Genomic DNA, 12,427 nt, shown 5'->3' with positions numbered 1-12,427 from the left:
ATTTTCGGAACTTTTCACCTCGATCGTAGGCTTCGGTAGAGGGCGAAAGAACCTCGACAATCAGTAAAGGATTGAGAATTTCATCCGTGCGAGATCCATGGAATTCCGGTTCCCCATTGACAACCATCAAATCAGTGTAGGTTCCGCAGTTATATTCGGGAATCCAAACCCGCAAATCGCTGTTATACAAGCGAAAATCGGTGTCTCTGAGCAAAAATCCCAAGTGAATTAACAAGTTACAGGCGATCGCGCTGTGGACTTCTGAACCTCCGGGCATAGCAATAATCTCTCCGTTACAATATTCGTGACGTTCTTCGGCGGTTTCCTCCATGGCCCGGTATTCATCAGGAGTGAAGCTAGTCTTTGTTGCATCTGAAGCAAGGTTTGGCGGGTTGGTTTGAGCAATGACCACGATCGCACCTCCTAAATAATTAGACCTACAATAATTATGATTTACAGCAGCTAGATAATTGTCCTAACCTAGAGGCGTTTTTCTGATTCCATTCAAATTATATCAAGAACTCTCCAGGGAGCATCTCATTTTGGTAAAAAGCTTTTTTTCTAGTGCTGTCCAAGCTCGCGATCTATATAAAACTCGCGATTTCCCGACAGCAATACAAATCAAAAACTGAGATGCTCCCGCTCTCCATGCCTTTATCCGCTGCTGCTTCACAACCGCTAAATTCTAGCTTTCCTTTTACTTTTCACATTCAACTGCTTAGTGATTGATGTGTAATAATGCAAAGCAAACACCATATTGATTCCAAAGAATACCAAGGTTAAAACAAACACAAAAAAAGACGTAAACGACAGCCCGTAAATCATCGTAAACATCGCCAAAATGATTGAGCAAAAACCAAAACCGGAAGCAAAAGAACTTAAAACCAGTAACCGCACCTTAGACATAGTTTAATGTAAAAATTTTCAGTAAAATGCACTCTTGGCACCTCAAGATGAGTGCCAAATGATACTTATTACTATATAGCCAAATTACTCAGTTCCGCTAAGGGCAGAACGGCTATTTTCCTAAAAAGGTTTGAATTCTACGAAAAAATACAGCCCGCGCTCTTGCCAACTCCTCTCGCCCGATTTGATGCCAATCAAAGGAATGCCCCAGCCGAACCGAGAATTCTACCTCTCGCCGTACTGCCACCGCAAGCCCTATCCCGCTGATAGCAGAGTATTTGCTTCCAGAGCCACCCTTCCCCCGCTATTCCAAACATTGCCAGCATCCACAAACGGCGTCACCTGCAAAAGACCTTTTTTGTCCCCGGTACGCAAAATCGGATACCGCAACTCGGCGGAAGCAAAAAGTCCGCTATCCGCAAGCATTGCATCCTGACGGTAGCCCCGCACTGTATCCGGGCCGCCCAAACCAAATTGTTCGATCGGCAAAAGCTCAGCGATTGCCAACTGCGCCTGGGAGCGCACAACCAGCAGCGTCTGGGGAGCCAACAACCGCACGTACTGCAATTGACCGCGCCACGTCAAAAATTGACCGTCAGGCTCCCTGTTGCTCGCGGTAGCGCCAAATGCTGAGACTCCCAGATTGAACTGCGATCGCGCCGCCAAGACATCCCTCTCTCCCCGCTGAGTAAAATCCTGAAACAGTCTCAGCGCCGAAACCCGAGTTCTACCGCGAGCATCCGCCCCGGGCGACAGTGGAAAACCGCAAGGGTTTGTGGGGGAATCAGGGCATCCGAAGTGATAAAACCTTTGCTGATGTAGAGTTGGCTCACCACAGAACGAGCTTCCAGCAGTGCACCCGAAGTGATAAAACCTTTGCTGATGTAGAGTTGGCTCACCACAGAACGAGCTTCCAGCAGTTCGGCGAAAGTCAGCGGGCGGCCTACAAAGTTTTTGAGTGCAGCATCTAATTCTTGTTTGCTAAAGACGGTACTGCCAACTACTTCACATCGATCGACCGTTATTGTACCGGAATATTCGGCAATTCTTCAGTCCGTCTCGGTACGGGGACGGGTGGCAAAAGCTGTTCTATCGGAGGTAGGGGCTTTCTTGGCGCGGGTTCTGGGAGGGGAGCCGGATTTGGCAGTACAGGATTGGGAATGGGAATTTCTTGTCGGTTGTCTCCTCGGTTGGGCAATTGGGCGAGAGTTTCAGGTTCCTGACTTGGCGCTGCTGCTGCAAATTCCGGGATGTCGGTTTCTGGCTCTTTACTGTATCTATCTAATTCTGAGCCTGAGTATAAATCGCCAGAAAGTCGATCGCGATCGTCTGCTGTTTCTGGATTAAGTTTTAATTGAGACTGTAAATTGTTATTAACAAAAGGCGATCGCCCGCCTGATTCACCAGCAACGATCGGATCGCCAACACTTTGAGCTGCTGACGATGCGAAGCAAATAGCTGTAATTGAACAACCAAGTGCTATTGCGCTAAAAAACTTGATTTTACAAAACCCTCTGGAATGTGGCAGGGGCATCATTGATTAATAATAATTGATAGTTATTTACACTTACGAGCAGGGGTTCCTGGCGCAATTACAAAGATTAAAGTAACTTTATCACTTTTGTTTAAGACTTAAGTCATTAAATTCAACATAAATATACTTGACAAAAAATATTTTTTGTGATTTGCTAAAAAATCCAGAAAAAAGCTCCGACTTACCCAAGCTAGCGCTGTAGGTAGGCGGAGCGTTCTATCAAAGTTATCAGTCGATTTTAGATTTTGGATTTTAGATTTTAGATTTTAGATTTACTCTCTCATGCAATTTGGGAGCTTGAACCTTAGTCTAAAATTTTGAACTCGACCCTAAACGAGGGTCGGGGGCTGGTACCCATTGTTGGGCGGGGTTATCTGAGAAATCGGTGAATTTTGATAGAAATTACTACATTTTATTGAGCTGCGATCGCAATTCTTCCAACTCCGCGTCAATCACCGGACTCGACTCCGAGCTACTAGGAGCCGCAGCAGTTTTACCCGCAGCCGGCAATTGACCTTGAGACACAGAACCTCCGCTCAGTTGAGCCTTCATCTGAGCTAACTCGTCGTCAACATCGCCACCACTTTCAAGCAAGCGGAACTGTTCCTCTAAATTGCTCCCGCCAGCCGCCAGCTCTGCGGAAGCTCCCGCGCGGGCTTCTATCTGCAAAACTTTTTCTTCCATGCGCTCGAAAGCTGCCATTGAACTGCCAGTATTCAAGGTGCCAATGGTATTGTTGAGCTGTTCCTGAGCCTTAGCAGCAGAAATCCTCGCCTTGAGCATATCCTTCTTAGTCTTGGCTTCGGAAATCTTGCTCTCCAAACCGATCAAGTTGCGTTTGAGGCTTTCCACTTGACCCGATTGCTGTTCCAGACTCGCTTTCAGCGTAGCAGCCGTTTCAGCGTGAGACTTTTTGCGTACTAGAGCTTCGCGGGCTAAAGTCTCGTCTCCTTTTTGCAGGGCGAGTTGAGCGCGCTGCTGCCACTGGTTAGACTGGGATTCAGCTTGATTGTACTGAGTCTGGGTGCGTTTTTGAGTGGCGATCGCGCTGGCAACGGCCTGACGCAACTGCACCAAGTCTTCCTGCATATCCGTAACGGATTGTTCTAAAATCTTTTCCGGGTCTTCAGCTTTGTTGACCATATCGTTAAGATTGGCTCTGACGACTCGGCTAATGCGGTCAAATAATCCCATAATGCTATTTTTCCTGGGTGAGGTGTACGAAGTAGGCCCAAAGCAGGCTTGATAGCGTTAGCCCGCGATGGTGAGACTCAGTTGGTCAGATTTTTAGTGCGATCGAGCATGAAGCAATTTTGCAAACATAGTAAATACAGTTTAAAGCGATCGAGTCAGTGGTGCAGCCAAGCTAATTGATGCACCTATCTATTGAGTTTAACTTCGATCCGGGAATTCCCCAATACGCTGATGGGCCATCTGTTGAGAAGTTTGGCCAATTATCCCAACTATTGTTGTGTTGAGTGGGGTTTAGGATGTGGGTGGCTCGCCCGACGGCAATTTTGGTGTATTCTTGCTCGGAAGCATTTGTGTTTTCATCGCCGCCAACTCGGCATCGACATCGCCGGCAGCTTCGAGAGAGAGAAACTTCTTTTCTAAATCGTTTGTTCCAAGTTCTGCGATGGCTTCGGAACGAGCTTCTAGCTGCATAACTTTCTCTTCCATTTTTTCAAAGGCGCTCAAAGCACTGCCGGTACTGAGATTTCCCATCATTTCTTGCAGCCTTTCCGACGCTTTGGCCGATCGAGCTCGGGCAATGTACATATCTTTTTTTGATTTTGCCTCAGAAATTTTACTTTCGAGCGATCGCATATTTTCTTTAAGTTGAGTAACCACAGCGTTTTGCTGTCCGAGACTGGCTTTCATCGCCGTTGCCGTTTCTTGATAGGATTTCTTGCGCGTCAGAGCTTCCCGCGCTAAATTTTCCTCGCCTTTTTGCAAAGCTAGCTGCGCCCGCTGGTACCATTCTGCGGCTGTGGACTCAGCTTGGGAACACTGGCGTTCGGTGCGTTTTTGAGCGGCAATCGCTCCTGCTACGGCTTGTCTGAGCTGGATTAAATCTTCCTGCATATCCATTACAGCTTGTTCCAGAATTTTTTCTGGATCTTCGGCTGCTCCGACCAAACTGTTAATATTGGCTCGAATCACTCGCCACAGGCGATCGAATAATCCCATTTTACCTATCTCCCGATTTTCTTAAATTTTAGATTTAGGACTGGAAATTAATATTATTATTTGCGATTTTCGATTGACCAGCCCAAAAATAGGTACAAGCCCCCAACGCGAGCGTCAGGGTCGATTCCCAAATTTTAGACTAAGAGTTCAATCTCCCAGATTCACTGCGCTGTCAGCAAATCTAAAATCTAAAATTTAAAATCTCAAATCGATTGACTGGTCAGCGTAAGGTTTGGATCGGGCGTCTACATTTGCATTCTGTGTGGGAACTTGTCTGACTTAAAAAACCAATTTTGTGTTAGACAAAACATTCATCATTGTCTAGCTTTGTCTAACAATTTAGTTAAAGTTTTTGAACCTTTACCAGAAATAATTGGTTGAAAGCCCGCCCGCCTGCTCGGGAGAAATTAAAATCAGACTATTCATTACTCCAATCCTCGGACTTAAGGGTAGAAGTCGCTCTCAAACTGTCAAACTGTCAAGCGGTCAACTGTCAACTGTTGAACGAGTTTACGGCTGATAGTATTGCGGCTTCATCCCTTTGGCTTGGAGTTCCTTTGCCAAACGTTCTGCTGAGGCAGCATCGTTCAAAGCCCCCATTTGAATTTTGACACCCTTTGAGAAGTTCCGCACGTAGGCATCGGGAACTGCGGTTCTGGCTTGTTGCAGCGCTTTTTCATTGGTGTAATCGGTGACAACGTAGTAAAAGCCGTCGCTAGCCCGTGTCGGTCTTCCTAGCGGGGCTGCTGCGGCCGGGGCTGCTGTGGCTGTCGGGGCTGCTGTGGCAGGGGATGCGGCGGCTGGCTGGGCTGGGGAGGGTGTGGGAGGCAGTGTCGGCAGTGTCGGGACTGTCTGGGTGGCGCTGGGGCTGGGACTGGGAAGCAAAGCGGTACTAATATTGTTGAGTCCTTGTTCCCTACCTCTGGCCGGGTTGCCGTCTTCTGTCGGAATTGGGACAGCGCCGATGGGGGCAGGAGGTGCTGGCGGATTGGGGGGGATTGATGCTTTGGGCGACGGGGAAGCAATGGGGCTGGTTGTGGGATTGACGTTGCTGAGAGTGTTCAAATCTAGCTCGACAAATTCTTTGGATGCCAGATTTGGAGCTTTCGGCAGTTCCTTGCTGCTGCTACTGCTATCTATGGTTGTAGCTGCCGGACTTTCGTTAGTAGAGGGGGTTGTGCGATCGAGAAAACGGTTCAGGCCTGCCATTTTAACCAGACTTGACGGGTGCATCACTGCATAACCCAAAGCTGTGCACGACAACAGAAACAGCAACATCGAACTCAGTCCCAAGGGAGTTAACAGACTCGCGGCCAAACTGCGTTCTTGGGCAGGCTCAGCTTTTGCTTCGTCCAAACTTTCGATCAGTTTTTCGCTGGATTCGAGATAATTGTTGGGTGCAAAGGTATTGCTAGATATTTTTGTCCCACCCACGGTAGTTGCTAGCGGGGAATCGCCCTGGACGCCGCCAAGGGATAGGGGCAGCGACAGCGGTTGCTGGGCTTCCTCCGCACCCTGCGGTAGGTTTTGGCTTTTTTGTGGCTCGGTTGTGGCTGTTGGCTGGCCGCTGCGAACTGATGGCGACACCCACTGTTCGGCGCGCCGCCTGTGTCTTCTGTATGTTGTCAGTTCTGCTTCTAGGTTGACATCCAAACACCCGAGGACTGCTTGCAAAGCAGGTTTGATTGGGGTTGATGAGGATTGACTTGGGGATTCCACTGAAGAACGCTTACTCATTAGCAAAACTCCTACCGCCTCTGAATTGATTTTAATGTTTTGATTCTAAAGTTGACACTCTCAGCGCTCTTGGCGACTGAGATTCTTAAGAAATTTCGTTCTTAATATCCCTATTACTAGGGTTCTTGGGCGCAATCCTCTTGCCAAAAAATGGTGGGCTGCTATCCTTGCCTTTCAGCAAGCTCCTCAAGCGTTTAAGGGGCTTAGCCCTTGGTTCCGTGGAGTCCCCGCGTACCTTGAATATATGGTAGGCATTTGCTTCCCAGGTTTACACCTGTGTATTCATCCCAACAATAGAGTGTAACGGCAAAAGCCCTTTTTACACTGCTAAAAATTTTAAAAATCAAGAAAGATTCACGGCGGTTTGAACCGCCCGTGCCGCTTTCATGGAAGGTCTAAAGACTCGCTCGTTTTCCGCTTGCCGAACTTTTTTTATCAACAAGAAGCTTTAAAACTTGCTTATTCTAGGATTAGCTGCTTTTGGTGTCAAGGCAACTGCTGCCTTTGGGCCCGAAGTGTCGATCGCCATTTGCTCTGTTTTCATTTTCGTTTGACCATAAAGAATTGTTTTAAAGCCCCAAGCCCGATCGCCCTTGATAAATTAAAAGAAGACGATTCATTACTCTAATCCTCTTCCTTCCAGGTAGAGGTCGCTGTTAATTGTCAACTGTCCCTGGTCAACTGTCAACTGAAACCTTAATTCTTACTGTGTCCCGGAGGCTGCTTACCCGACTCTCAGCAGATTTTGGCATCGGAGCAACCGTTTATTTAGAAGATCTCATAGTCGTTCCGTATTTGTCCTTTTGCTTGATCCCTGACCCTTTATAAACTTTTAACCTGTCTTTTTCGCTACAAAATGAGGAAGGACTGAGGTGATTGTTTCTATATATAACAAGATTATAAATAAATCATTAAGGTTTATTATGCTTCGGGGATCGCTATAACCCAGACAGGATAAGGGCTGGGATGCTCTAAAACCTCCTAGCTCTACACAGGAGAATTAGAGATGAAACTGATTTCCGCCAACACTTTTATGAAAACCCCATTAATTTCTGCTTGTCGTCACTGCCGCCACTATACCCCTGAGGGGAGACGCGGAGGAATTTGTGCTCTGTTGACCGTGCCGGTGCAAAGTCAGTGGAAAGCTTGTTCTTTGGCAGTTTCGCCTTTTGGGGGATCTTGGGAAAACATCACAGAAATTGAACTGTGGCAAGAACAGACTGCGACTCCGCATGAGACCGCTGTTCCTGTTTCTGAACGCAACGCCTGCCAGTTAACAGGCACAACATTAACCGAAAAATCAGCAGCAGTCTCGGTTTAGTCCGTCGGCAACAGGACAGATTGTATCATTTTCGATTGGCGATTGGGAAATCACTGATAACTATTATCTATTATGATTTGGATCTGGCAAAGCAGTTTCATTCTTTTTGGCAATTGGTATCCATACTGATACTTTTGGACGATCGACTAAACTCGGGTCATTCAACTCACAGCAATCAATAATATCTGTAGCTTGAATGAGGGAATCCCAAAACTTATTTCTCGATCGAGCTACGGCAGCCAAGGATATTGACTAAAATCGGGTTCCCGTTTTTCCAAAAAGGCTTGTTTGCCTTCGGCGCCTTCCTGGGTCATATAATACAGCAAAGTGGCATTTCCAGCCAGTTCTTGGAGACCGGCTTGACCGTCACAGTCGGCATTAAAAGCGGATTTTAAACAGCGGATCGCGATCGGACTTTTTTCCAGAATTTCCTGGGCCCACTGCATCCCTTCAAGTTCGAGTTGTTCGACGGGTACGACGCAGTTGACTAAACCCATTTCTAGAGCTTGCTGGGCGCTGTACTGACGGCACAAAAACCAAATTTCTCGGGCTTTTTTCTGGCCGACAACTCTGGCGAGATAGCTGGCCCCGAAACCGCCGTCGAAACTGCCGACTTTGGGGCCAGTTTGCCCGAAAATAGCATTGTCAGCAGCGATCGTCAAGTCGCAAATTAAGTGTAAAACGTGACCGCCGCCGATCGCATATCCTGCAACTAAAGCAATCACAACTTTGGGCATCGATCGAATCAACTTCTGCAAGTCGAGCACGTTCAACCGGGGTATGCCACCTTCGTCTACATATCCCGCAGAACCTCGCACGCTTTGGTCGCCGCCGGCACAAAAGGCGTATTTGCCGTCTGTATGAGGCCCCGCACCGGTGAAGAGGACAACGCCGATTTTTGTGTCTTCACGGGCATCAGTAAAGGCATCGCACAATTCCTGCACGGTTTTGGGACGGAAAGCGTTCCGTTTGTGAGGTCGATTGATGGTAATTTTGGCGGTACCGCCACTTTTTTGATAGAGAATGTCTTCGTAGGTTTTGGCGGTTTGCCATTCAATTTGCATAATCAATCAGTCGATTTTAGATTTTAGATTTTAGATTTTAGATTTACTCGGCAGATGAATCACCGGAGTAGGAACTTTGGTCTAAATTTGGGGGAGCATCCACTCGCTCAACAGCGTCGGGGGCAAGGTACCCGTTGATGCGGGGTTAAGTTGAGATTTGAGAGCGAGCTGGGGCGATCGATGCAGGAATAATTCGCTTTTAGGATCGCGAATTAAATAATTTACACTCTTAAAAGTGGGATGGGCGTCCCGCCCGTCTATAAAGGACGGGCGGGACGCCCATCCCACAATAATTAAAATTGTAAGTTATTTAATTCTCATTCCTTAGATTTTAGACGGATTCGGTTCAATGGGATACGAAGGTCGATCGACTCTTGGGAAAAAAAATTAAGCGGGACTCGTGGCCCAAACCGACTTCCCCAAATCAACTGTGAAGCGCTCTTGTTGCCGGTTAAACAACCCGGTTTTTAATACAAGAGCGCGCAATTCCCGTCTCCCATCCCAACAGTCTCAAATTTTGACGCAGCAAATAATTTGCGTTGCATTATTTGCGCGTTAACAGAGACAGCAGGTGCTTTGCTGCTTTGGCAAATACCGGATCGCGGGACTCAAATTCGCTGGGAGCTAGTAAAGCTTTAACTTCGGCAAAGTCTTCTTGGTTGAGGGTTCCTTCTTTGGTAAATAAAGTGTCTACGACTGCAATGTGTCTGGAGTCGAGGCCGAGCCGATTGCCGATCGACTGTAAGTACATTTGCTCCCTCAAATCGATGTGTCCGTCTACCGCTGACATTTCGTAGCCGGAACCGATGAGCAACAGCTTTTCTGATTCTGAGAAGAAAGCTGTCAGGGTTAGCAGTTCCGTGGGGTTGAAGTAAACCTGCTGTTTGGAGACTCCTTTGACAAGGCGCTGAATTAGTTCTATCCGATGTGGATCGCCGCTGGCAAAGGCTTTGAGAGTCTTTTGCAGCCGTTCTTCTTCTTCAACTGCGATCGTCCTGTCGATAATCATCACTCCCCGCAGGATGGAAATCAGAGCAGTCACAAACACTACCAAAGGAGTGATATCTTGTTCGCGGAGCTTTTGGCGGCTAATCCGGGACAACAGCTCAACAACTTCAGTGCTAATCAGGGTGGTGTCCATAATTCAAAATTACTCTGGATGGGGCTGTAGTGTAACTTTATTTCTCGATCTTAAGTGTTTTCAGCTAGGTAAGTATGCCATGAATTCCGTAAAAAACTTGTTTTCTTAGCGATCGCACTTACTTCTCTCCACAGCAAGTGGATAAATAAGATTATATTAAGTGTTTTCAGATACTTAGGTATACCGTGAATTTGCCAACAGAGCCGTTGTGTAGTAGTGATTCTAATTATGCTATTCACCGACACTGGATGAGTAGGGCTGTGGAACTGGCACGAGCAGCCGGTGATGCGGGCGAAGTGCCAGTGGGTGCTGTCATTGTTGACGGTGCTGGCAAATTGATTGCCGAAGCGCAAAATCGGCGAGAGCGAGACTGCGATCCGACTGCTCATGCTGAAGTCTTGGCGCTGCGGGCGGCGGGCAAGGTTTTGCAAGACTGGCATCTCAATCAATGCACGCTTTACGTGACGCTGGAGCCGTGCCCGATGTGCGCTGGTGCGATCGTACAAGCTCGGATCGGTTTGCTGGTATACGGAGCAGATGACCCGAAAACTGGCACAATTCGGACGGTGGCTAATCTTCCAGATAGCGCGCCTTCGTGTCACCGCTTACAGGTGCTCGGCGGTATTATGGAGTCTGTTTGTCGAGATCAGTTGCTTGCTTGGTTTGAAGCCCGCCGGCAAATTTAACAGGTAAAGTTTTTTACTCTCCCATAGCCGATGTTTAGTCTAACTTGGCTCTTTAACTGAAATAATAGATCGGTAATTGCCCGATCGAGCTTTCTCGGCGGTTGACCCCGCCTAAAAACGGATACTTGCTTGCCGACACTCGTCGCGGTGCACTCCAGATTTTAGACCAAAGCTCCAATTCCCAGATTAATCTGTGGCATAAATCTAAAGTCTAAAATCTAAAATCCCTTGACGGCTGTGCGGTAGTGCTGTCGGCTGGGATCGTATTTTACCTGCTTACAGATTATCTGTTTTGGGTGCGATCGCTTGCGGAGGCAAAGGCCAATAGCAAAAGTGTCCCCATCGAAAGACTAAAGATTTGCCAAGCAACATATCTTTAGCTAGAACAGACGGGAATCCATCGCGCGAAACGGAGTACCGTTATCCCGCGATGGATGAAAGGCGAGCTTTGCGACGATTTCACCCCACCGGAATCTGACTCTTCGTCGCTCGGTGGCGGGCGGTTGGGTGGATGAGGAGATGAGCAAATCTTCACCCTTTTCTTTGTGCCTGTATTATCATAGGTATGCCGATTGTGATAAATAATATCGTGTTAAAAGCAGTCAAAGTCAGAATCTATCCAAGCGTTGAACAACAGAGCCATCTAGCGCAAGCTTTTGGTTGTGTCCGTTGGGTATGGAATCAGTCATTGGCTACCATGTCCCAAACCTACAAAGAGACTGGGAAAGGTATTTCTGCTTTCACGATGAAGAAACAGATTCCCGTCTGGAAAACTGAGTTTGAATGGCTCAAAGATTGTTATTCTCAATGCCTTCAGTCTTCGGTTTTGAATTTGTCTCAAGCGTTTATCAACTTCTTTGATGGTCGAGCAGCATACCCAACTTTCAAAAAACGTCACGGAAAACAATCGATTCAGTTCCCACAGAACGTTAAAGTTTTGGGAAATGACGAGATTAAATTTCCGGGTAATCTTGGAGTGGTTAAAGCTAAAATTCATCGCGAATTAGTGGGTAGTTTGAAGACGGTTACGGTGTCTAAGATGCCTGATGGTCGTTACTACGCATCATTGCTGATGGAGGATGGTATTGACAAGCCCGCTACAAACAAAGACGGCAAAGCCATTGGTATCGACCTCGGATTGCTTGACTTTGTTGTTACATCTGATGGCTCTAAATACCAAAATCCTCGACATCTGAGAAAACACGAGCGCAACCTGAAGCGCAAACAGCGTAAGTTATGTCGTAAACGGGACAAAACTACCAACAAGCGGCGCAAGGCTAAATTGGCTGTTGCCAAAGTCCACGCCAGAATCTCTAGAGTTCGAGAAGATTTCCGGCATAAACTATCCCGTAAGATAGTCGATAAAAACCAAGTCATTGTCGTAGAAAATCTGGCAGTAAAGAACATGGTAAAGAATCATAACCTTGCCTTATCCATCAGTGATGCTGGCTGGGGAATGTTCTGTACGATGCTCAAATACAAAGCAGAGGCAGAGGGCAAAGTCTACCTAGAAGTCGGTCGATTTTTTCCGTCATCGCACCTTTGTTCTGAGACTTTACTGTTGTTGCCGAAAATGGATCTGTCTGTTCGTGAATTTAATTGTCCCCACTGCTCTAAGCGGCACGATAGAGACATTAATGCGGCAGTCAATATCAGAAATGAGGGCTTACGGATATTGACGTTGGGAACCAGCGTTACTGCCCTTGGAGGCAATGTAAGACCAAAGCGGTATGGGCAAAAATCCACTGTCGCCGAGGCTGTTGCCATTGAATTGGGAAGCCCCCAGCATATCGGTACTCCGATTGCTGGCGGGTAGTTCACACTCTATATATCGATATAGCAGGGTAA

At 47.2% G+C, this 12,427-nt stretch carries 12 protein-coding genes; 3 read left to right on the top strand and 9 right to left on the bottom strand.

Features of this window, described 5'->3' with window-relative positions:
* The 7 genes from JGK11_RS11290 to JGK11_RS11260 all read right to left on the bottom strand — a co-directional run.
* A partial coding sequence (locus tag JGK11_RS11290) for a Uma2 family endonuclease (RefSeq protein ID WP_293211685.1) occupies positions 1–412 on the bottom strand: 412 nt, incomplete at its 3' end.
* A 749-nt stretch (positions 413–1,161) separates the two neighbouring features.
* Positions 1,162–1,611, bottom strand: coding sequence for a ShlB/FhaC/HecB family hemolysin secretion/activation protein (locus tag JGK11_RS11285; RefSeq protein ID WP_293190569.1), 450 nt, complete (start codon positions 1,609–1,611; stop codon positions 1,162–1,164).
* Between the two features lie 2 nt (positions 1,612–1,613).
* Positions 1,614–1,931 carry a POTRA domain-containing protein gene (locus tag JGK11_RS11280; RefSeq protein WP_293177345.1) on the bottom strand — a complete coding sequence of 106 codons (318 nt, stop codon included), beginning with the start codon at positions 1,929–1,931 and terminating at the stop codon, positions 1,614–1,616.
* Positions 1,928–2,443 carry a hypothetical protein gene (locus tag JGK11_RS11275; RefSeq protein WP_293177190.1) on the bottom strand — a complete coding sequence of 172 codons (516 nt, stop codon included), beginning with the start codon at positions 2,441–2,443 and terminating at the stop codon, positions 1,928–1,930. The genes JGK11_RS11280 and JGK11_RS11275 overlap by 4 nt, the downstream gene beginning before the upstream one ends.
* A gap of 402 nt (positions 2,444–2,845) precedes the next feature.
* Positions 2,846–3,634 (bottom strand): PspA/IM30 family protein, encoded by a 789-nt coding sequence (locus JGK11_RS11270; protein WP_293177188.1) that lies wholly within the window; start codon positions 3,632–3,634, stop codon positions 2,846–2,848.
* Positions 3,635–3,925: 291 nt separating this feature from the next.
* The gene (locus JGK11_RS11265) at positions 3,926–4,630 is read right to left on the bottom strand and encodes a PspA/IM30 family protein (protein WP_293190549.1); all 705 of its coding nucleotides are present in this window, start codon (positions 4,628–4,630) and stop codon (positions 3,926–3,928) included.
* A gap of 510 nt (positions 4,631–5,140) precedes the next feature.
* On the bottom strand, positions 5,141–6,367 hold the full coding sequence (locus tag JGK11_RS11260; RefSeq protein WP_293211683.1) for an SPOR domain-containing protein: 1,227 nt from the start codon (positions 6,365–6,367) through the stop codon (positions 5,141–5,143).
* A gap of 1,006 nt (positions 6,368–7,373) precedes the next feature.
* Here JGK11_RS11260 and JGK11_RS11255 point away from each other — a divergent pair.
* Positions 7,374–7,688, top strand: a complete 315-nt coding sequence (locus JGK11_RS11255; RefSeq protein ID WP_293177182.1) for a hypothetical protein — start codon at positions 7,374–7,376, stop codon at positions 7,686–7,688.
* 230 nt (positions 7,689–7,918) lie between these two features.
* Here JGK11_RS11255 and menB read toward each other — a convergent pair whose 3' ends face one another.
* Both menB and JGK11_RS11245 read right to left on the bottom strand, forming a co-directional pair.
* Positions 7,919–8,752, bottom strand: coding sequence for a 1,4-dihydroxy-2-naphthoyl-CoA synthase (gene menB, locus JGK11_RS11250; protein WP_293177178.1), 834 nt, complete (start codon positions 8,750–8,752; stop codon positions 7,919–7,921).
* A gap of 544 nt (positions 8,753–9,296) precedes the next feature.
* Entirely contained in the window at positions 9,297–9,893 is a 597-nt protein-coding gene (locus tag JGK11_RS11245) for a TerB family tellurite resistance protein (protein ID WP_293177176.1), read from the bottom strand.
* Between the two features lie 248 nt (positions 9,894–10,141).
* Here JGK11_RS11245 and JGK11_RS11240 point away from each other — a divergent pair, with 248 nt between their 5' ends.
* Together JGK11_RS11240 and JGK11_RS11235 are read left to right on the top strand one after the other, a co-directional pair.
* Positions 10,142–10,579 carry a nucleoside deaminase gene (locus JGK11_RS11240; RefSeq protein WP_293177342.1) on the top strand — a complete coding sequence of 146 codons (438 nt, stop codon included), beginning with the start codon at positions 10,142–10,144 and terminating at the stop codon, positions 10,577–10,579.
* A gap of 589 nt (positions 10,580–11,168) precedes the next feature.
* A complete protein-coding gene (locus JGK11_RS11235) occupies positions 11,169–12,395 on the top strand; it encodes an RNA-guided endonuclease TnpB family protein (RefSeq protein ID WP_293177174.1) in 1,227 nt (408 codons plus the stop codon).
* Positions 12,396–12,427 lie beyond the last annotated feature (32 nt).

This window comes from Microcoleus sp. PH2017_34_RAT_O_A (genome assembly GCF_020737885.1).
GTDB lineage: Bacteria > Cyanobacteriota > Cyanobacteriia > Cyanobacteriales > Microcoleaceae > Microcoleus.
Note: the sequence above shows the minus strand (reverse complement) of the source record. Positions and strands in the feature narration are given on the sequence as shown.